The organism is Jeotgalibaca sp. MA1X17-3, from assembly GCF_021513155.1.
Taxonomy (GTDB): Bacteria; Bacillota; Bacilli; order Lactobacillales; family Aerococcaceae; genus Jeotgalibaca.
In genome coordinates this window covers 1,419,469-1,440,192 of sequence record NZ_CP090983.1, presented here as the reverse complement: position 1 = coordinate 1,440,192, position 20,724 = coordinate 1,419,469, and the positions used below count along the sequence as shown (strand labels likewise).

Sequence of the window (20,724 nt, the reverse complement as noted above, 5' to 3'; positions counted from 1 at the left end):
TACGTGTTTGGTTGAATAGATTGATGAGACTTTTTGAGTTGCTATAGAAAAATGGATTGGCAATCCTCAAATTAGTTTTATTTTTACAAATAAATTGAGATAATCCAGATAAATAGCAATCAAATGGAGGAGAATAAATGGCGAAAAAAGACTATTATGAAGTTCTTGGCGTAGCTAAAGATGCTTCAGACGATGAAATAAAAAAAGCATATCGTAAACTATCCAAAAAATTTCACCCGGATATTAATAAAGAAGCTAATGCGGAAGACAAATTTAAAGAGGTTGCTGAAGCTTATGAGGTATTAAGTGACTCACAAAAACGTGCTGCCTATGATCAGTATGGTCATGCAAGTACAGATCCAAACTTTGGTGGAGGATTTGGCGGTGGCCAAGGTGGATTTGGTGGATTTACTGGTGGATTTGATGATATCTTTGATACCTTCTTTGGAGGGGGCGGAGGCTCTCGTTCACGAAATTATAATGCACCTCGTCAAGGATCCGACTTACAATACCGAATTCATTTGAAGTTTGAAGAAGCAGTTTTTGGTAAAAAAGAAACGATTCGTTATGCTCGTGAAGAGCAATGTGAGACTTGTGATGGAAGTGGAGCAAAACCGGGTACAGAACCTGTAACTTGTTCTAAATGTCATGGTGCTGGTGCAGTTCAGGTAGAGCGTAATACACCATTTGGTCGAGTGATGACTCAAGCCGTTTGTGATGTTTGTCATGGAACCGGAAAAGAAATTATTGAAAAATGTCCAACCTGTACGGGAAGTGGACATGTAGAAAAAGAACACTCTGTAACTGTAACGGTTCCAGCAGGTGTTGAAGACGGACAACAGTTAAGACTGGCTGGACAAGGTGAAGTAGGATCTAACGGTGGTCCTTACGGCGATTTGTATGTTGTTTTTGCTGTTGAAGAAAGTGATGTTTTTGACAGAGAAGGCGCAGAAATCTTCTACGTATTACCTATTAATTTTGTTCAAGCAGCTATGGGAACTGAAATTGAAGTCCCTACTGTACATGGAAATGTAAAGCTTAAAATACCGGCTGGAACTCAAACAGGAACGAATTTCCGCTTGAAAGGAAAAGGAGCTCCTCGTTTAAGAGGTTCGGGTAATGGTGATCAACACGTCAAAGTAACGATTGTTACACCAAAACACTTGAATGAAAAACAAAAAGAAGCTTTGCGTGCCTTTGCCGAAGTAAGTGGAGATACGATTGATGGTGAAGATGGTGGTTTTTTTGACAGAATGAAAGACGCCTTCAATTTCGATGCCAAACAAAAGAAAAAATAAATAATTTTTAAAGAGAAAGTTTCCTATAATATACTCTGCTTGATTTTGATAAGTAGAGACCATAGGAAGCTTTTTTTATTGTATAATAAGTTAAAATATTCACAATAAAGATGTAAGGGGTTACATTTGGTTAAAAGTTCGCTATAATAGAACTAGTAATAATAAAAAAGGAGTGGGAATTATGGCAACGATTGAACGATTTGAAAAGTCTGATTTAAAGAAGTCAAATCCTTTGTTATCCAAATTTCGTACGACAATTGAAACTGCATTTTATGGCAATAACATGGTCGAACTTCTAGATGTTGCAAAAGCGTATCACTTATCGTTACATTCTGACAATACGATTGTTACAGATTTACCTGTTCTCCATACAAAAGAACTGGGACTCCCTGATGATGCAAAAATTTTAGTGGAGAACGGTGGGAAAATATTTGGTAGAACGGCTCAAGCGAGAAGAATTGTCGGAGAAAATAAAGAGGAAGACAATCTTTTAGAAGGAATTATTCGTGATGTTATTTATCACAACAGTCATAAAAAATATTATAAAACAACTGGATATGTTGGACTAGACCCTGATTTTATGGTGAAGGCTCATATTGCATTTCCGGAAGGATATGAAAATAATTTATATTCTTGGCTCCTCAATTTTCAGAGTACCAATCCCCAATATAATGCTATGTATAAAGACTCTATTTCTTATCCAGATGGGGATATATATATTTATGCAGATCCAGACTGGACCCATCCAGATTATCCAATGGGATTAGCTTATTTTGAACCGGATCGTAATGTTGCCTGTATTTTAGGGATGCAGTACTTTGGTGAGTTTAAAAAAGGGACCCTAACACTAGCATGGGCTACAGGGCATCGCAATCATTATGTTGCTTGTCATGGTGGTCAAAAATCCTTTCATATAGATGATGGATCAACTTATGTTGCTTCATTTTTTGGGTTATCTGGTTCCGGGAAATCCACGTTAACCCATGCCAAACATGAAAATAAGTATGAAATAAAAGTTTTACATGATGATGCCTTTCTTATTAATTTAAAAGATGGTTCTTCTATCGCACTTGAACCTTCCTACTTTGATAAAACACAAGATTATCCTGCAGATCATCCAGAACAAAATTATTTTGTAACGGTGCAAAATGTAGGGGTGACTTTAGATGTAGATGGAAATAAAGTATTAGTCACAGAAGATATTCGAAATGGAAATGGTAGAACAGTCAAATCAAGATACTCGACACCGAATAGAGTTGATAAATTTACAGACCCAATTAATGCTGTTTATTGGATTATGAAAGATGAATCCATGCCACCTTTAGTAAAAATATCTGATCCTGTAGTAGGTGCTACCTTTGGAGCGACTCTGGCTACAAAGAGAACAAGTGCAGAAAATATTAAAAAAGGAGAATCGGCGGATCAATTAGTAATTGAACCGTATGCGAATCCATTCCGAGTGTACCCATTATCAGAAGACTTCAAAGATTTTACGGAACTTTTGAATCGGAAAAATATGGAATGTTATATCATTAATACAGGTTATTTCTTAGATAAAAAAATACCTAAAGAGATAACTCTACAAGCTATTGAAGAAATGGTAGAAAAAACAGGAGAGTTTCTTCCTTTTGGTGAGGTAAAAGGAATGAGTTATTTATCTATGGAAGGGTTCCAACCTGATTTTACGGATTCCACCTATAAAAAATTAGTGAAAGAAAGAATGGATATGAGATTAGAGTTTCTAGAAACCTTCAATAAGTCTCATCCAGATGAACCTTTGCCAATAGAAGCCATTCAATCGGTTAAAGAAATTATAGATAGTTTATAGAGTAGGGAATCTTACAAAACTAAAATAAATACTTTAAATGTTTAAAAAGCTGGAAAACACACAGGAAACAGTGTCTATTTCGGCTTTTTTGTGCTTTTCAATCATTTCTTCTTCGTCTAACCTTGTCACAAGTCAGCAGGATTGGTATAATTTTAAAATAAGAGGAAGTATGAGAAAGTGAGCATCTAAATGAATATAAATAAAATGAATATAGATCAAATGAAAGAAAGACAAAAAAAGATAAGAAACTTTTCAATTATCGCCCATATCGATCATGGGAAGTCTACGTTGGCTGATCGAATTCTTCAAATGACTGATACGGTAGCTAATCGAAATATGCAAGCGCAAATGTTAGATTCAATGGATCTAGAGCGGGAGCGAGGCATTACGATTAAATTAAATGCTGTAGAGCTGACTTATCATGCTAACGATGGAGAAGATTACATTTTTCACTTAATCGATACTCCTGGACACGTCGACTTTACATACGAAGTCTCTCGTAGTCTAGCTGCCTGTGAAGGTGCTATTCTAGTTGTAGATGCAGCTCAAGGTGTGGAAGCTCAAACGTTGGCGAACGTGTATCTAGCCATTGATAATGATTTGGAAATTATTCCAGTTATTAATAAAATCGATTTGCCAGCTGCTGATCCAGAACGTGTTCGCAAAGAAGTAGAAGACGTTGTGGGAATTGATGCGAGTGAGGCGGTATTAGCTAGTGCTAAAGCTGGAATTGGAATTGATGAATTATTAGAACAAATCGTTGAAAAAATCCCAGCTCCTGAAGGGGATATAGAAGCTCCTTTGCAAGCAATGATTTTTGATTCAGCCTATGACCCTTATCGAGGTGTTGTTTTAAACATTCGGATAAAGAGTGGTATTTTACGTCCCGGTGATACAATCCAAATGATGTCAAATGGAAAAACGTTTGACGTAACAGAAGTAGGTATCTTCTCTCCTAAGCCAATTGCAAGAGACTTTTTGATGGTTGGGGACGTTGGGTATGTTACTGCAAGCATTAAAACGATTCAAGATGCACGTGTCGGAGATACTGTGACCTTGCTAGAAAACCCAGCTGAAAAGCCGTTAGAAGGCTATCGCAAGCTGAATCCAATGGTGTATTGTGGAATCTACCCAGTAGATGCTTCGGATTTCAATGATTTACGAGAAGCGCTAGAGAAATTACAGTTAAATGATGCTTCCCTTCAGTTTGAAGCAGAATCTTCTCAAGCTCTAGGATTTGGTTTCCGAACAGGATTTTTAGGAATGCTTCATATGGATGTCATTCAAGAACGAATTGAACGTGAGTTTGATTTGGATATTATCACAACGGCACCTTCTGTTATCTATAATATTAATAAAACAGATGGAACCACTATTTCGATTGATAATCCATCCGAAATGCCCGATGCAACAGAGGTCGAGAGTGTAGAAGAACCCTACGTAAAAGCAAATATCATGGTTCCTAATGATTATGTTGGTGCAGTTATGGAAATTGCACAACGAAAACGAGGAAACTTCTTAACCATGGACTATCTAGATGACAACCGGGTTAATGTTATTTATGAAATTCCTTTAGGAGAAATTATTTTCGATTTCTTTGATAAATTAAAATCCAGCACGAAAGGGTATGCTTCTTTAGATTATGAGATGATTGGACATCGGGAGAGCAAACTAGTTAAGATGGATATTTTGTTGAACGGAGAAGTCGTTGATGCATTGAGTAGTATTATTCATCGTGATTTTGCTGCTCAAAGAGGTCGAGTGATTACTGATAAACTACGTGGAATCATTCCTCGTCAACAATTTGAGATTCCTATTCAAGCCGCAATTGGACACAAAATACTAGCACGTTCTACAATTAAAGCATTGCGTAAGAACGTTTTAGCTAAATGTTACGGTGGAGATGTTTCTCGTAAACGTAAATTACTTGAAAAACAAAAAGCAGGTAAAAAACGAATGAAACAAGTAGGATCCGTAGAAGTTCCACAAGAAGCCTTTATGTCTGTATTGAAGATGGATGAAGAAGAAGGCAAATAATTTTTTTAGGTAAGTAGTGTAAAACCCTGAATCCATTTTAACATTAATGGATTCAGGGTTTTTGAATAAAAAGGATAAAAAATGCTTGTTATTATTCTATTGGAACTTTTTAACTAGAAGGGATGAATTTATTATATGAAAACAGATATTGAAATTGCCCAGCAAAATCAAATGAAACCTATAACGGACATCGCCAGAAATTTGGGTCTTAACGAAAAGGACATCAAACAATATGGACCTCATAAAGCAAAAATAGATATGAAAACCATTGAGGGACTTTCTGAACAAAAAGATGGAAAACTGATTCTCGTTACTGCGATTAGCCCTACACCAGCTGGAGAAGGAAAATCAACCGTTACAGTTGGATTGGGAGATGCTTTGACGGAGATAGGAAAGAAAGCCATGATTGCTTTAAGAGAACCCTCATTAGGCCCTGTAATGGGAATGAAAGGTGGAGCAGCGGGGGGTGGCTTTGCTCAGTTACAACCGATGGAAGAAATTAATCTTCATTTCACTGGTGATATGCATGCGATTACGACTACTAATAATGCATTATCTGCTTTAATTGATAATCATATCCAACAAGGAAATGAACTCCAAATAGATAGTCGTAGAATTAGCTGGAAAAGAGTTATGGATATTAATGATCGTGCGTTACGTAATATTGTAATTGGTTTAGGGGGCCCAACGAATGGTGTTCCTCGAGAAGATGGCTTTGATATAACAGTAGCGAGTGAAATTATGGCAATTCTCTGTCTAGCAACTAGTTTGGCTGATTTGAAGAAACGATTAGCCAATATTGTAATTGGATATAAAATAGATCGTTCTCCTGTAAGAGTTCAAGATTTAAAAGTTGAAGGAGCATTAACCCTTCTTATGAAAGATGCACTGGAGCCAAACTTAGTGCAAACGTTGTATCATACTCCAGCTTTTGTTCATGGAGGGCCCTTTGCTAATATTGCACATGGATGTAATAGTGTTCTGGCAACAAAGACAGCACTAAAACTTGCCGATTTTGTTGTAACAGAAGCTGGATTTGGGGCGGATTTAGGGGCTGAGAAATTCTTAGATATCAAATGTCCGATCTTAGGAAAAACACCTGATACAATAGTTATGGTTGCTACTATTCGTAGTTTGAAAATGCATGGTGGAATAAAAGTAAAAAATTTAGCATCAGAAGAAAATGTGGAAGCAGTTGAAAAAGGATTTACTAACTTACAAAAGCACATTGAAAATATGCAAAGATATGGAGTTCCTGTAGTGGTAGCTATTAATGAATTTACCAAAGATACCCCTGCTGAAATAGAAGCAGTGAAAAAAGGCTGTGAACGTTTAGGAGTTTCTTGTGTCTCTACTTCTGTATGGGAGAACGGTCCTAAAGGAGGAACAGATTTAGCAAAGGCTGTTGTAGAAGCTTCAGAAAGTAATCAAGAAGAATTTTGTCCACTATATGATACGGAGAAAACAACCATTCAAGAAAAAATTGAAAAAATTGTGACTAAAATTTACGGAGGAACAGGAGTACAATATACGAAAACTGCCCTCAATCAAATGAAACAATTTAAAAAGCAAGGATGGGGAAACTTACCCATTTGTATGGCAAAAACCCAGTATTCATTATCCGATGATCCTACGCTACTAGGAAGACCAGAAGGCTTCACAGTAACGATTCGTGAATTCGTTCCTAAGATTGGTGCTGGCTTTATCGTTGCTTTAACGGGTGATATCCTGACCATGCCAGGTTTACCTAAGGATCCTGCAGCTCTTCATATGGATATACTGGATGATGGAACGGTAACTGGTTTATTTTAAGACCATAGGAATTTGAAGGTACTTCCTGTATACTGGAAAAGGAATATTTATAAAGAGGAACGTATAGATAGGGATGGATAAAGATATATGAAAGATTTGAAAGCAATAGAACTAACCAAGTCGTATGGTATGAAAGAATTATTTCAAAAAATCTCCTTCACAATTCGTGAAGGAGAGTATGTTGGACTGGTAGGTAAAAATGGAAGTGGGAAAAGTTCACTCTTAGAAATTATCGCTAATAATGATAAACCAGATTCGGGAACCATTGAAACGTCAAAAGATTATCGAATTGGCTACTTATCTCAAGCTACTGAGCTTCCACTAGAAGATACGATTTTTGAAACGGTCTATACTGGAGATGCACCTATTATCCAAACCGTTAAAAATTATGAAGTAGCTTTAGATCGATTAATGGAAGATAGTCTTAATCCTGAATTTCAAGATGGGTTTGCTGAAGCAGAACAAAAAATGAATGCAGAAAATGCTTGGCAAGCGGATGTTCAAATAAAAACGATTCTTAATAAGCTAGGTTTAACAAATTTAGAGCAAAAAATAGGCGAGTTATCTGGTAGTCAACAAAAAAGAGTCGGATTAGCAATGACATTAATTCAGTCTCCAGATTTATTACTGTTAGATGAGCCTACCAACCATTTAGATATGGATGCGATTCTCTGGCTTGAAAAATATCTTTCTCAATATAAAGGGTCCTTACTTCTTGTTACACATGATCGGTATTTCTTAGAACGAGTTACCAATCACATGTTTGAATTACAAGACGGAGGCATCGAAACATATACAGGGAATTATGCTTCTTATTTGGAGCAAAAAGCTGAAAGAGAAGCGATTCAAAGGAAAATGAACGATAAACAATTAAAGCTATATAAAAGTGAATTAGAATGGATGCGTAAAGGGGCTAAAGCTCGAACAACGAAACAACAAGCTCGAATTCATCGCTTTGAATCATTAGAAGATAACGTAAGTCAAACCAGTTCTGATAGTCAATTAGAGATCAGCTTAGAAGGTTCACGTTTAGGGAAACGAGTATTTAATTTAGAAAATATTGCGCTAAGTGCTGGAGAAAAACACATTATGAATGACTTCAGTCACATCTTTCAATCCGAAGATCGCATTGGTATTGTAGGGAAAAATGGATCAGGGAAGACCACTTTCTTGAAAATGTTGGCTGGAGAAAAAGATCCTGATTCTGGCGAGTTAATTGTAGGAGAAACGGTACGTATTGGTTATTACCGACAAATTATGGAACCATTCCCGGAAGATAAAAGAGTGATTACTTACCTACAAGAAGTTGCAGAAGAAGCCAAACGACAAGACGGAACTTCTGCCAGTGTTGCTGATTTATTAGAAACGTTCCTTTTTCCAAAAGAAATGCATGGTAGCTTAATTCGTTCCCTTTCAGGTGGGGAAAAGCGTCGTTTGTATCTATTAAAACTTCTCATGACACAGCCAAATGTACTTTTATTTGATGAGCCTACTAATGATCTAGATATTGATACTCTTACGGTATTGGAAGATTATTTAACTACGTTTCAAGGAGCCGTACTGGTTGTTTCTCATGACCGTTATTTCTTAGATAAGGTTGCAGATAAACTTCTTATCATTGACCATCCAGGAGGACCTGCATTATTTTATGGCAATATGAGTGAATATGTAGACTGGCAAGTCGTAGAAGCAAAAGAAGCAAAACAACAAGAAAAAAATGCTCCTACTAAAACACATAAACCAGAAGCAAAAAAACCAGTTAGCCAAGAAAAAATAAAGCTTACTTATAAAGAACAACAAGAATGGAATCAACTGGAAGAGAATATTACTTTAGCAGAAGAAAAAGCTGAAACTCTTAAAGAAGAGATGCTAGAAAATGCAAGTGAGTATGAAAGGTTAGCTGAATTACAACGAGAACTGGATTCTCTGGAAGAAGATATAGTACATAAATGGGAAAGATATGAATATCTAAGTCAGTATATAGAAGAATAATTCTTCTGAGCTGCCCCATGTTTTGAAACGGAGAGAGTATAATGACACAACAATATTTTGATTTAGCAAAAAGAATCCTTACTGAAGGGGTTACGAAAGAAGACCGAACGGGTACGGGAACGAAAAGTGTATTTGGACATCAAATGCGCTTTGACCTTCAAGAAGGATTTCCTATTCTGACTACCAAAAAAATTGCTTTTGGATTAATCAAAAGTGAATTGCTTTGGTTTTTAAAAGGGGACACGAATATCCGTTACCTTTTGGAAAATAATAATCATATTTGGGACGAATGGGCTTTTGAAAGATATATTCAATCTTCAGATTACAAAGGTCCAGATATGAAAGATTTTGGTCGACGTTCTTTGGTAGATCCTATTTTTCATGATCAATACAAAATAGAAATGAAAAAATTCCGTGATCTTGTTCTGCAGGATAGCCATTTTGCTGAAAAGCATGGAGAATTAGGAAATATCTATGGGTCCCAGTGGCGTCGTTGGAAGACAACACAAGGAGATACGATTGATCAGATAAAGGATGTCATACACCTAATTAAAACCAATCCAGACTCGCGAAGAATGATCGTTTCAGCCTGGAATCCAGAAGATGTCCCAACAATGGCACTTCCTCCTTGCCATACTCTTTTTCAGTTTTATGTAGCAGATGGAAAATTAAGCTGCCAATTATATCAAAGAAGTGCAGACGTTTTCTTGGGAGTTCCTTTTAACATTGCAAGTTATGCACTCTTGACTCACTTAATTGCCAATGAAACAGGTTTGGAAGTAGGCGAATTCGTTCATACACTAGGAGACGCTCATCTTTATTCTAATCATCTAGAACAAATTCAAGAACAACTCTCTCGAGAATCATTTGTATTACCTCAATTAGTCCTAAAAGATTCTACAAAATCAATCTTTGAAATGGAAAAAGAAGATATTGTTCTAAAGGGATATAAGAGTCACCCTTCCATTAAAGCACCAATAGCAGTTTAAGATTGATCTTATAAAAATTGGAGGGGAGAATTCATATGATTAGTTTTATTTGGGCGGAAGATGAAAGTGGAGCCATTGGAAAAAATGGTAAACTCCCTTGGCGCTTGCCAAATGACATGAAGTTTTTTAAAGCAACTACGACAGGAAAAACAGTAGTAATGGGGCGGAAAACTTTTGAAAGCATGGGGAAACGTCTCTTACCAAATCGAAAAAACATCATCATAACTAGGCAAAATCATTATGATGCGGGAGATGCATACGTCATTCAAGCTATTGAAGAATTAGCTTTGATTACGAATAAAGAGGAAGATATTTATATCATTGGTGGTAGTGAGATTTACTCTTTGTTTTTGCCATATGCAGATACGTTGTGGCAAACAAAAATTGAGGCTGATTTTCAAGGAGATACCTTTTTTCCAACAATTAACTGGAATGAGTGGGAATTGGACCGAGAATATGATGGCCTAGAAGATGATAAAAATATCTATGCGCATGTTTTCCGTAAATTTACCCGAAAAAATAAAGCCAAACCGATTAGATAATTATTCATCAAAAAAAGCAGCTTTCCAGATTATAAAATCGGAAGCTGCTTTTACTTTTTATTTATTTTTAAACGTATAAAAGAATAGCGAAGTAATGAAAAGCTGCTCCTGCTAGTACAAAGAGATGCCAGATCACATGCATAATTCCAAATTTTTTATTACTGTAGAAAATCGTACCTAAACTGTAAGCCAGTCCACCTAGAACTAAGAGTGTCAAACCACCCGTTCCCATGAAGGAATACATGGGTTTAATTAAAAAGATTGCTAGCCATCCCATTGCTAAGTAAAGAATGGTAGAAAGACCATTATATTTTCCAACAAAGAATATTTTTAAAATAACACCAATCAAAGCAAGACTCCATACAACGGCAATTAAAATATTACCCGCTCTACCTGCTAAAGCGATTAGACCAAATGGTGTGTATGTTCCAGCTATTAACAGATAAATAGATGCATGATCTATATACCGGAAAACTTTTTGGAAGCGAGTAAAACTAAAACTATGGTAAAGTGTAGAAGACAAAAATAATAATATCATTGATATTCCGTAAAGGAGATAAGCGGCCAGATGAGTGGTGTCTCCGGACTTTACTCCCTTCATAATTAAAAATACTAAAGCTGCAATGCTAAGCAGGGTACCAATTCCATGAGTGACTGCATTAAGAACTTCATTGATAATTCGATTCCGTTTGTTGGATAAAGGTTGTGTGTTCATTGTTATCTCTCCTCTTTTAAATCAAAAGAAAGTGGTAATGATTTAAATATTTCATTAGACGCTTCAATTTAATGACATTATAACATAATTCATGATAAAATTATTGAATACATCTGATTTTATTTATTAAGATAAAGAATGAAAGGAAGAATGAGCATGGAGAAACAAACAGGGAAGAAATGGAAAACTGCATTTTTTGTGCTTCTTTTAGCAATCATTGTATTCTTTACAGCAGCCTATTTTTCTTTATTTTCAAATGTGAAAAACCCTAATCTAACTGAATTTACCTCTACTCAAGAACAATCTACCTCTACTTTTACGGCTGAAGTAACTTTGAATGCAATAGACTTACAAACGCTACTGCAACAATCACTCTTGGAGCTAACAGAAGGGTCTGTTCCAGAAATTGAAGTTGGAGAAAAAATACATTTATTAGGCTCACTAGAGGTTTTAGGTTTACCGATTACTTATAATTTACAAGGAGAACCGTTTCTTTTAGAAGATGGAAACCTTCAAATAAAAATAGAAAAAATTAAGCTAGGGAATCTTTCTTTACCGATTCAACAATCGTTACAAATTCTAAAATCACAAATCGATCCTGCACTTCCAATAGAAATTAATACAGACGAAGAAGTCATTCATTTTCTTCTTTCTGATATCCAAACAGAAACAGTTCAAGAAATAAAATTATTAGATATTAATAAAGAATTACAAGAATATACATTTGAGATAACCCTGCCGAAGGAAAGTTTGCTACAATAAGAGAAATGATTTAAAATATTTTGTGAATGACGTACTGATATAGAAAAGAGGCTATGATTATGGATCAGACTTTTTTTAATTTTGCAATGAACTATCGAGATCCGCATAAAACGGATGGAATCACTCGATTTGCTAATCAGTTAGATAAAGATATTGGATTTCCAAGAGACCATTCTAACTATCATGATTTAGCAGATTATTTAGAAATAAGTGGAGAATATTTAAATTTGATTGAATATTTTGATGAACTATATGAGGTTTATCAAGAACGAAAAGAACAATCCGAAAAAATAATAAGTAGAAAAGAGGAAATATAATGAGTGTACATATTGAAGCAAAACAAGGTGAAATCGCAGAAACGGTTCTATTACCAGGGGACCCATTGCGAGCAAAATATATTGCAGAAACGTTTTTAGAGGATGTTGTGCAGTATAATTCTGTACGAAATATGTTTGGTTACACGGGAACCTATAAAGGCAAGAGAGTTTCGGTTCAAGGAACTGGGATGGGATTACCATCTATGATGATTTATGCAAACGAACTAATTACTGAATACAACGTACAAAATTTAATTCGAGTAGGATCAGCAGGAGCTATTCAAGAAGATGTCCATGTCCGCGATATCGTATTGGCTCAAGGAGCAACAACGGACTCCAGTGTCGTTCAAAATACATTTCATAATCAAGTTAGTTATGCTCCAATCGCTGACTTCAGTCTCTTATATGATGCCTATAATGATGCTAAAAGTCGTAATTTAAATGTCCATGTAGGAAACGTCTTATCATCTGATCGATTCTACAATGAAGAACTAGACAAAATGAAATTGGCTGATTACGGGGTGTTAGCGGTCGAGATGGAAGCAGCAGGTCTATATATGCTAGCTGCTAAGCATAAACGGAAAGCGTTGGCTATTTTGACGATTAGCGACCATATTATTACTGGAGAAGAAACAACTTCTGAAGAACGTGAGAGAACCTTCGAAGATATGATGCTTATTGCCTTAGAAAGTTCGTTAAAATAATCAAAAGTAAAATGACTTTCCCTCTTTAAAATAGAGGAAAATAGGAGGAACCCCTTTCTAATGAAGCAAAATCAAAATAAACTAAATGAAAAACAACATAAAAAAAATCTAGAGGGGTTAAGCCTTCTGTTTATCTTCTTTCCATGATTGTTGTTGCCATCCTTACTTTTGGAGCAACGACTCTTCTCTCTGATGAACATTCGTTAGAAGAAATGATTCCTTCTAATTCTCCAAAAGAGTCCTTTGATTCAATTGGTGAGGTAGGTGGAAAGAATCTTCAAGCCATTTATGAGACGATTCTAAACAATTATATTGAAGATATTGATGAAGAAACGCTTGTAGAAGGAGCACTAAAAGGGATGGTTAATGCGGTTGATGATCCGTACAGCCAATATTTGAACTTAGAAGAAAGTGATGTATTAGATGAAACAATCTCTGCATCTTTTGAAGGAATTGGTGCAGAAATCACCAGTTTAAATGATCAAATTGTTATTGTTTCTCCAATAAAAGGATCACCTGCAGAAAAAGAAGGCCTCAAGCCAAATGATATTGTCCTTCAAGCAGGTGATGTATCTCTTACTGGCATGACGACTACAGAAGCAGTTTCTCTTATTCGAGGAGAAAAAGGAACCGTTATCCAGCTGGAAATTCAACGAGGAAAACAAACCTTTACGGTGGACATTGTACGAGATACAATTCCGATTGAAACAGTTACCTATGAATTAGATGAAAATAATTCTGAAATTGGTGCTTTGCATATTCATTCATTTTCTAAACCCACATACAATGAAATTATTACCGCAGTAGAAGAATTGCGTGCTGATGGGGCAAAACAATTTGTTTTTGATTTCCGTCGAAATCCAGGTGGCTTATTAGATCAAGCATTAAAGATTTCCAATTTATTCTTGAATGATGGGGAAACGATTGTACAGACAGAAGAAAAAGGTTCAGCTCCTCACTCTATCAAAGCAAATGATAAAGAATTTGGAACCTTTAAAATAACAGAACCGGTCGTGTTATTGGTGGACGAAGGGAGCGCTAGTGCTTCTGAAATTGTTGCTGGTGCTTTAAAGGAGTCTGCTAATATTCCACTAGTTGGGACTAAAACGTTTGGTAAAGGTACAGTTCAAACCATTTATCCTTTAGACACAAATAGTGAATTGAAATTAACAGTCGCAAAATGGTTAACACCAAACGGGAATTGGATTCACGACGAAGGAATTGAACCTGACTTTGAAGTAAATCTACCCGATTATGTATTCCTTACCTTAATCGATTCCACTGCCGAATATACATATGGAGAAGTTTCTGAGTCTGTTTTAAATGTAGAAAAAATTATGGAAGCAATTGGCTTTACAATTGCTGCAGATGGATATTATGATGAAGACACAGTCCGTGCTGTTGAAACATTCCAAGTAGATGAACGCCTAGAGGTGACAGGTGAAGTAAATGATGAAACAGCTGTTGCATTAGTAGAAAAATTAAGAGAAGTAATTTCAGAAAATGATACGCAGTATGAAAAAGCTGTTGAAATACTAACAACTGATGATTAATGTAAAATGAAGGAAGGGCAGACATGCAATCTCGTACATTTAAATGGTTAAAAGCTGTCCTTCTCGCTTTAGGAATTGCTAGTTTTATTAAGTATTTTATTTTTATTCCTGTTACTGTTGAAGGCATTTCTATGAATCCTACCCTTCAATCAGGAGATCATATTCTTTATGAATCTTTTACCTCAATTAAACGATTTGATATTATCCTTTTTCATGATACAAAAGGAAATTCTTACATCAAAAGGGTAATTGGTTTACCTGGTGAGTCTCTTTCTTATCAGGAGGACCAACTGTATATTGATTCAGAGCCAGTGGATGATAGCTTTATTTTCAAAAAAAACAATATAGACAACCAAGTGTTCACACCAGATTTTTCACTAGAATCAATTACAGGAGAAATAGTGATTCCAGAAGAACATTATTTTGTCCTTGGGGATAATCGAACACGTAGTAAAGATAGTCGAATGTTTGGTTTTGTTCCTAAAAGTTCAATCGAAGGAAAAGCAATCTTGATTTTTTATCCGTTCAAAGATTTCTCATTTTTGAATTAAGGTGTTTTATAGTTGAATAGAAAGAGAGAGGGATGTACATGGATGACGTAGATAAGAGTATGCAAAAAAATGATGGACCAATAAATTCTAAAGATAATCAGAATTTCACAAAAAAGAACAAACCTCCAGAAAACAGTTTATTAAAAGAAAGTATTAATATATTGTTTTCAGTTCTGGTGGCATATATCTTATTCATCCTGATTCGCACGTTCCTCTTCTTTCCTTTTCAAGTAGTGGGAGAATCCATGTCACCCACACTTCTGAGCGGTGATCGACTGATTTTAAATCGGCTTGCTACTATTGATCGTTTTGATGTTGTTGTTTTCCCGGCTCCTGATCAAGAGGATGGGAAAGAAAAGGAAGAGTATGTCAAACGAATTATTGGGGTACCAGGGGATGAAATTGTTTATCAAGGCGATAGTCTTTTCATCAATGAGATAGAAGTAGAAGAAAACTATTTAGAACCTGTCAAAGATCTATATCCCAATAGACAGACGACACCAAACTTTACGTTGATTGATCTTCCGAATAGCAATTCTAATGTTATACCAGAAGGAATGTATCTAGTAATGGGAGACAATCGTCCTGTATCTAAAGATAGTCGAGAATTTGGACTGATACCTGCTGAGGCAATAGAAGGAAATGCGCGTTTGAGGATCTGGCCTCTCGATCGAATTGGCTTTTTAGAAGAAAATGAATAATTTGTTTAAAGAACAAAGTACATTTCTACTTTGTTCTTTTCAATTTTAATAGGAGGATTGTCAAGATATGGTAATTCAATGGTTTCCAGGACATATGGCAAAAGCCAAACGTCAAGCAATAGAAAATAGAAAGATGGTTGATATTGTAATTGAGTTAGTCGATGCACGTTTACCGATATCCAGTAGAAATCCATTAATGGATGAAATCGCAGGAAATAAGCCCCGTCTTTTAATTTTAAATAAAGGGGATTTAGCAGATCCAGAAATGACTAGGGAATGGATCAAACATTACAATAATCAAGATAATCAAAAAGCCATTGCTATTTCAGCAATGGATCAAAATGATATCAAACGAACAAAAAAAGTTTTAAAAACAATGATGGCTCCTAAAATGGCAGCATTAGCTGAAAAAGGGGTCAAACCTCGAGCCATTCGTTTAATGGTACTAGGGATTCCTAACGTAGGAAAATCTACGTTCATTAATCAGATGATTAAGAAAAACCGTGCACAAACAGCTAATAAGCCAGGAGTAACCAAAGCACAACAATGGTTGAAAATAGAAAATGATTTTGAGTTGCTTGATACACCGGGGATTTTATGGCATAAATTTGAAGATGAGGAAATTGGTCTAAAATTAGCCTTATCCGGAGCCATTAAAGATACAATTTTCCATAATGATGATGTTTCTCTTTTTGCTTTAAAGTTTTTCTTATCGCATTATCCAAATAGAATAACTGATGCATACAAAATAAAAGAAAATAATTGGGAAGATTCTTTGCCGGAATTATTAATGGAAATAACTAAAAAATTAAATTTCGGAGAAGACTACGAACGTGGAAGCGAAAAATTAATATTTGATATTCGAGACGGTAAACTAGGTGCCTATACACTTGATGACTCACCTGTTTCTTCTGTACAAACAGAGGTGGATCGATAAGATGCCAGAGAAAAAAATGACGATTGCACAAGTAAAAGAAGTTCTTTCTCAAATTAATTCTGAAAAAGATCCTATTTTCTTAGAGTTAAAAAAGGATTCCCGGAAAGGAGTTCAAACCTTACTCAAAAAGTGGGAAGCAAAAAAAGAAAAGGCTCTTCAACTTATAGAACACAGGCATCAAATGCTTCTACATGAAAATCAATTAAAAGAAGAGGGCTACCACTTTATTGCTGGAATAGATGAAGTAGGAAGAGGCCCCTTAGCAGGACCGGTTGTAGCTGCTGCAGTTATTTTACCACCAGACATGCCCGCGCTTCAGATTGATGACTCCAAAAAAATTTCTTTAAAAATGAGAAATGAATTGTATGAAGTGATTATGGAAAAAGCAGTAGTTGGAATAGGTGTAGTAGACAATACAATTATTGATGAAATAAATATTTACCAAGCAACAAGAAAGGCAATGAAAGAAGCAGTAGAAGCGTTAGATCCTGCACCGGATGCGTTGTTAATTGATGCGATGCAAATTGCGATGGACGTCAAACAAATCTCTTTAATAAAAGGAGATGCTCAATCGTATTCCATTGCAGCAGCTAGTATTGTAGCGAAAGTTTATCGGGATCGACTTATGGAGAAATATGCAGAAAAATTCCCTAACTACCAATTTGAAAATAATGCCGGTTATGGCACAAAAGCTCATTTAGAAGGGTTAGAAGATTACGGTATTACTCCCATTCATCGAAGAAGCTTTGAACCTATAAAATCAAAATTAAAAATTAAATAAATGAAAGGACTCCTTTTTGTCTATCTATATATAGAAGAGAAAGGAGTTTTAACTATGCAAAAAATAAGTATGAGAGATCGATTGATTCTTTTAGCGAAGTGCGGTACTTTTACATCCAACCAATTATTCTTGTTATCTCAAGCAATGATGGAACATCCTACTTTATCCTTGAAAGAAATAATTCTATCAAGAAATCTATTCCCATCAGTTCGAAATGGTTATTCTCTTATTGAAAAAACACGAACACGGGCAAGGTTTTTAGAGGAACAATTAGTAGACCGAGAATACAAACGATTGGACATTCGTGTTTCTACTATATATGATGAGGACTATCCGATTGAATTAGGAGAAATCTATCATCCACCTTCTGTTTTATTTTATCAAGGGGACTGGTCGTTGACGAAGAACCGGAAATTAGGAATAGTTGGTAGTCGTGAAAGTACGTTATATGGAAAAAAAGTGCTTACTCAACTCATACCAAAATTAGTTGAAAATAAAGTTACAATTGTGAGCGGTTTAGCCGCAGGAATTGACAAAGAAGCACATTTTCAGACCATTTCTTTAGGTGGTCGGACCATTAGTGTAATTGGAACAGGATTAGATTATTTTTATCCCAAAGAGAATTTTTCTTTACAAAAAAAGATTAGTCACGAACATCTTCTCGTTTCTGAATATCCAATAGGTACACCTCCCCAAAGATATCATTTTCCTATGCGAAACAGAATTATTGCAGGTTTGAGCCAAGGAATTCTTGTAATTGAAGCAAAAGAGAAAAGTGGGAGCTTGATTACAGCTAATGTAGCTTTACAAGAAAATCGGGAAGTATTTGCGATACCAGGAGATATTTTACACGAATCTTATCAGGGAACTAATCGACTGATTCAAGCAGGAGCAAAACTCGTTTTAGACGCAAATGATATTCTTCAAGAAATGACTTCCTTATGGGAGTTATAGATCGATAATCTGTATAAAATACGAAAGAAACGATTAAATAGTAATAGGAGTGCTTTCTTTTTTATTTGACAAACACTGATTAGTGACATAAGATGATTTACGATTTTAGTATGAAGAGAAGTATATAATAAAAATGAAGCATGAAAGGGGTTTTCCTTTGGCCTATAAATATTTGGTAATCGTTGAATCACCAACAAAAGCGAAAACAATTGAAAAATACTTAGGAAGAAATTATAAAGTAGTAGCGAGTAAGGGACACCTACGTGACTTGCCAAAAAGTCGAATGGCTGTAGATGTTGAAAATAATTATGAACCTGACTATATTTCCATTAGAGGGAAAGGTCCGATTATAAAAGAATTAAAAAAATATGCAAAAAAAGCTGAAAAAATATTTCTTGCATCTGACCCGGATAGAGAAGGGGAAGCAATTGCATGGCACTTGGCTCATCTTTTAGGTTTGGATCCAAGTGATAATATTCGTGTCATTTATAATGAGGTTACTAAAACGGCTGTAAAAGAAGCTATAAAAGATCCACGACCGATTGATATGGACTTGGTTTCTGCTCAACAAGCAAGACGAATCCTCGATCGCTTGGTGGGGTATTCTATCTCGCCCATATTATGGAAAAAAGTTAAAAAAGGACTGAGTGCAGGAAGAGTTCAATCGATTGCTTTGAAATTAATTATCGATAGAGAAGAAGATATTCTTAAATTTGTCCCGGTTGAATCTTGGTCCATAGATGGTACGTTCCAAAAAGATAAGAAAATTTTTGATGCTTCTTTTTATGGTTTAAATAAAAAGAAAATGAAATTAAATACAGAAGAACAAGCAAATGAAATCTTGGACACAATAGACGGCAATGAATTTAAAGTGACAGATGTTACGAAAAAACAACAGAAACGTAATCCATCTGCTCCTTTTACAACGTCCAGTCTTCAACAAGAAGCTGCTAATAAAATGAATTTCCGAACTAGAAAAACCATGATGGTTGCCCAACAACTTTATGAAGGAATTTCATTAGGTAAAAAAGAAGGCTCCGTAGGATTAATTACGTATATGCGTACGGACTCTACTCGTGTATCAGCAGGTGCCATTAGTGAAACACATGATTTTGTAGTTGATCGTTATGGAGAAGAGTATATTGCCAGCAAGCCACGAAAAGACAAAGCTAGTGGAGGATCACAAGATGCTCACGAAGCTATTCGTCCTTCTAGTGTTTTGCGGACTCCAGAAGATTTGGAACCTTATTTAACAAAAGATCAATTTAAATTATATCAGTTGATTTGGTCTCGTTTTGTTGCTAGTCAAATGCAACCAGCTATATTTGATACGATGCGAGTTGATTTAAGCAATGGAGAAGTTGTTTTCCGTGCAAACGGATCGAAAGAAAACTTCCCAGGATATCGTAAAGTGTATATTGATAGTGGAGCAAAAACGAAAGATAACTTACTACCTGACTTAGCGGTTGGAGATACCGTATACTCCAAAGACGTTATCCCGAACCAACACTTTACACAACCACCAGCTCGATTCTCAGAAGCAACTCTTATAAAAGCGTTGGAAGAAAATGGAGTAGGAAGACCTTCTACCTTTGCTCCAACAATTGAAACCATTCAACGTCGTTACTACGTTAAATTAAACGCAAAACGACTGGAACCGACAGAGTTAGGAACAATTGTTAATACTTTAATAGTAGAGTTTTTCCCAGATATCGTAAATATTACTTTTACTGCTGAAATGGAAAAAGACTTAGATGAAGTAGAAGCAGGAAAATTAGAATGGGTTACGGTTATTGATAAATTCTTCAAGCCGTTCAATGAAGAGGTAATCAAAGCAGAAAAAGAAATGGAAAAAATTGAAATTAAAGATGAACCAGCAGGTTTTGACTGTGAATTATGTGGAAATCCAATGGTGATTAAAATTGGTAAATATGGTAAATTTTATGCCTGTAGTAATTTTCCAGAATGTAGAAATACCAAGGCCATTGTTAAAAAGATTAATGTAACGTGCCCCACTTGTAAGCAAGGCGAAGTTATTGAAAGAAAGTCCAAAAAAATCGAATATTCTATGGATGTGATCGTTATCCAGATTGTGAATTTATCTCTTGGGATAAACCAATTGGAAGAGATTGTCCAAAATGCGAACACTACTTAGTACAAAAGAAAGTTCGTGGAGGCAGTCAAGTTAAATGTAGTCATTGTGACTATGAAGAAGAAGTTCAAAAATAAAAGTTGTTGAAGGATACTATAC

General features: G+C 35.6%; 17 protein-coding genes and 1 pseudogene. 17 read left to right on the top strand and 1 reads right to left on the bottom strand.

Annotation, left to right across the window (positions count from 1 at the left end):
* The first annotated feature begins 137 nt into the window (after positions 1 to 137).
* From dnaJ to LZ578_RS07140, 7 genes are all read left to right on the top strand, one after another.
* A complete protein-coding gene (dnaJ, locus tag LZ578_RS07170) occupies positions 138 to 1,298 on the top strand; it encodes a molecular chaperone DnaJ (RefSeq protein ID WP_235144507.1) in 1,161 nt (386 codons plus the stop codon).
* A 181-nt stretch (positions 1,299 to 1,479) separates the two neighbouring features.
* Positions 1,480 to 3,126: a phosphoenolpyruvate carboxykinase (ATP) gene (locus LZ578_RS07165; RefSeq protein WP_235144506.1), complete on the top strand. Its 1,647-nt coding sequence runs from the start codon at positions 1,480 to 1,482 to the stop codon at positions 3,124 to 3,126.
* A gap of 204 nt (positions 3,127 to 3,330) precedes the next feature.
* A complete protein-coding gene (gene lepA, locus LZ578_RS07160) occupies positions 3,331 to 5,163 on the top strand; it encodes a translation elongation factor 4 (protein WP_235146419.1) in 1,833 nt (610 codons plus the stop codon).
* 135 nt (positions 5,164 to 5,298) lie between these two features.
* Positions 5,299 to 6,975, top strand: coding sequence for a formate--tetrahydrofolate ligase (locus LZ578_RS07155; RefSeq protein ID WP_235144505.1), 1,677 nt, complete (start codon positions 5,299 to 5,301; stop codon positions 6,973 to 6,975).
* Positions 6,976 to 7,062: 87 nt separating this feature from the next.
* Positions 7,063 to 8,967: an ABC-F family ATP-binding cassette domain-containing protein gene (locus tag LZ578_RS07150; protein ID WP_235144504.1), complete on the top strand. Its 1,905-nt coding sequence runs from the start codon at positions 7,063 to 7,065 to the stop codon at positions 8,965 to 8,967.
* A 41-nt stretch (positions 8,968 to 9,008) separates the two neighbouring features.
* Positions 9,009 to 9,956, top strand: a complete 948-nt coding sequence (locus LZ578_RS07145; RefSeq protein ID WP_235144503.1) for a thymidylate synthase — start codon at positions 9,009 to 9,011, stop codon at positions 9,954 to 9,956.
* A gap of 35 nt (positions 9,957 to 9,991) precedes the next feature.
* Positions 9,992 to 10,498, top strand: coding sequence for a dihydrofolate reductase (locus LZ578_RS07140; RefSeq protein WP_235144502.1), 507 nt, complete (start codon positions 9,992 to 9,994; stop codon positions 10,496 to 10,498).
* A gap of 67 nt (positions 10,499 to 10,565) precedes the next feature.
* Here the strand turns inward: LZ578_RS07140 and LZ578_RS07135 are convergent, their stop codons facing one another.
* Entirely contained in the window at positions 10,566 to 11,213 is a 648-nt protein-coding gene (locus LZ578_RS07135) for a hemolysin III family protein (RefSeq protein ID WP_235144501.1), read from the bottom strand.
* Positions 11,214 to 11,369: 156 nt separating this feature from the next.
* Here LZ578_RS07135 and LZ578_RS07130 point away from each other — a divergent pair, with 156 nt between their 5' ends.
* The 10 genes and pseudogenes from LZ578_RS07130 to topA all read left to right on the top strand — a co-directional run bounded on the left by LZ578_RS07130 (position 11,370) and on the right by topA (position 20,702).
* Positions 11,370 to 11,975: a DUF2140 family protein gene (locus tag LZ578_RS07130; RefSeq protein ID WP_235144500.1), complete on the top strand. Its 606-nt coding sequence runs from the start codon at positions 11,370 to 11,372 to the stop codon at positions 11,973 to 11,975.
* Between the two features lie 59 nt (positions 11,976 to 12,034).
* Positions 12,035 to 12,292: a YozE family protein gene (locus LZ578_RS07125; protein WP_235144499.1), complete on the top strand. Its 258-nt coding sequence runs from the start codon at positions 12,035 to 12,037 to the stop codon at positions 12,290 to 12,292.
* On the top strand, positions 12,292 to 12,996 hold the full coding sequence (deoD, locus tag LZ578_RS07120; protein WP_235144498.1) for a purine-nucleoside phosphorylase: 705 nt from the start codon (positions 12,292 to 12,294) through the stop codon (positions 12,994 to 12,996). The genes LZ578_RS07125 and deoD overlap by 1 nt, the downstream gene beginning before the upstream one ends.
* A gap of 143 nt (positions 12,997 to 13,139) precedes the next feature.
* The gene (locus tag LZ578_RS07115; RefSeq protein ID WP_235144497.1) at positions 13,140 to 14,549 is read left to right on the top strand and encodes a S41 family peptidase; all 1,410 of its coding nucleotides are present in this window, start codon (positions 13,140 to 13,142) and stop codon (positions 14,547 to 14,549) included.
* A 23-nt stretch (positions 14,550 to 14,572) separates the two neighbouring features.
* On the top strand, positions 14,573 to 15,100 hold the full coding sequence (gene lepB, locus LZ578_RS07110; RefSeq protein WP_235144496.1) for a signal peptidase I: 528 nt from the start codon (positions 14,573 to 14,575) through the stop codon (positions 15,098 to 15,100).
* Positions 15,101 to 15,138: 38 nt separating this feature from the next.
* Positions 15,139 to 15,801 carry a signal peptidase I gene (gene lepB / locus LZ578_RS07105; RefSeq protein ID WP_235144495.1) on the top strand — a complete coding sequence of 221 codons (663 nt, stop codon included), beginning with the start codon at positions 15,139 to 15,141 and terminating at the stop codon, positions 15,799 to 15,801.
* Between the two features lie 67 nt (positions 15,802 to 15,868).
* A complete protein-coding gene (gene ylqF / locus LZ578_RS07100; protein ID WP_235144494.1) occupies positions 15,869 to 16,738 on the top strand; it encodes a ribosome biogenesis GTPase YlqF in 870 nt (289 codons plus the stop codon).
* Position 16,739: 1 nt separating this feature from the next.
* Positions 16,740 to 17,519, top strand: a complete 780-nt coding sequence (locus tag LZ578_RS07095) for a ribonuclease HII (protein ID WP_235144493.1) — start codon at positions 16,740 to 16,742, stop codon at positions 17,517 to 17,519.
* Positions 17,520 to 17,573: 54 nt separating this feature from the next.
* Positions 17,574 to 18,473, top strand: a complete 900-nt coding sequence (gene dprA / locus LZ578_RS07090; protein ID WP_235144492.1) for a DNA-processing protein DprA — start codon at positions 17,574 to 17,576, stop codon at positions 18,471 to 18,473.
* A 157-nt stretch (positions 18,474 to 18,630) separates the two neighbouring features.
* Positions 18,631 to 20,702 (top strand): annotated as a pseudogene (gene topA / locus LZ578_RS07085) (type I DNA topoisomerase).
* The last annotated feature ends 22 nt before the right edge of the window (positions 20,703 to 20,724 follow it).

Bases quoted from the DNA above. Each gene is read 5' to 3' on its own strand.
- deoD (WP_235144498.1), top strand. From the start codon at position 12,292: ATGAGTGTACATATTGAAGCAAAACAAGGTGAAATCGCAGAAACGGTT.
- ylqF (WP_235144494.1), top strand. From the start codon at position 15,869: ATGGTAATTCAATGGTTTCCAGGACATATGGCAAAAGCCAAACGTCAA.
- LZ578_RS07140 (WP_235144502.1), top strand. From the start codon at position 9,992: ATGATTAGTTTTATTTGGGCGGAAGATGAAAGTGGAGCCATTGGAAAA.
- dnaJ (WP_235144507.1), top strand. From the start codon at position 138: ATGGCGAAAAAAGACTATTATGAAGTTCTTGGCGTAGCTAAAGATGCT.
- LZ578_RS07150 (WP_235144504.1), top strand. From the start codon at position 7,063: ATGAAAGATTTGAAAGCAATAGAACTAACCAAGTCGTATGGTATGAAA.
- LZ578_RS07115 (WP_235144497.1), top strand. From the start codon at position 13,140: ATGATTGTTGTTGCCATCCTTACTTTTGGAGCAACGACTCTTCTCTCT.
- LZ578_RS07125 (WP_235144499.1), top strand. From the start codon at position 12,035: ATGGATCAGACTTTTTTTAATTTTGCAATGAACTATCGAGATCCGCAT.
- lepA (WP_235146419.1), top strand. From the start codon at position 3,331: ATGAATATAGATCAAATGAAAGAAAGACAAAAAAAGATAAGAAACTTT.
- lepB (WP_235144496.1), top strand. From the start codon at position 14,573: ATGCAATCTCGTACATTTAAATGGTTAAAAGCTGTCCTTCTCGCTTTA.
- lepB (WP_235144495.1), top strand. From the start codon at position 15,139: ATGGATGACGTAGATAAGAGTATGCAAAAAAATGATGGACCAATAAAT.
- dprA (WP_235144492.1), top strand. From the start codon at position 17,574: ATGCAAAAAATAAGTATGAGAGATCGATTGATTCTTTTAGCGAAGTGC.
- LZ578_RS07135 (WP_235144501.1), bottom strand. From the start codon at position 11,213: ATGAACACACAACCTTTATCCAACAAACGGAATCGAATTATCAATGAA.
- LZ578_RS07130 (WP_235144500.1), top strand. From the start codon at position 11,370: ATGGAGAAACAAACAGGGAAGAAATGGAAAACTGCATTTTTTGTGCTT.
- LZ578_RS07095 (WP_235144493.1), top strand. From the start codon at position 16,740: ATGCCAGAGAAAAAAATGACGATTGCACAAGTAAAAGAAGTTCTTTCT.
- LZ578_RS07165 (WP_235144506.1), top strand. From the start codon at position 1,480: ATGGCAACGATTGAACGATTTGAAAAGTCTGATTTAAAGAAGTCAAAT.
- LZ578_RS07145 (WP_235144503.1), top strand. From the start codon at position 9,009: ATGACACAACAATATTTTGATTTAGCAAAAAGAATCCTTACTGAAGGG.
- LZ578_RS07155 (WP_235144505.1), top strand. From the start codon at position 5,299: ATGAAAACAGATATTGAAATTGCCCAGCAAAATCAAATGAAACCTATA.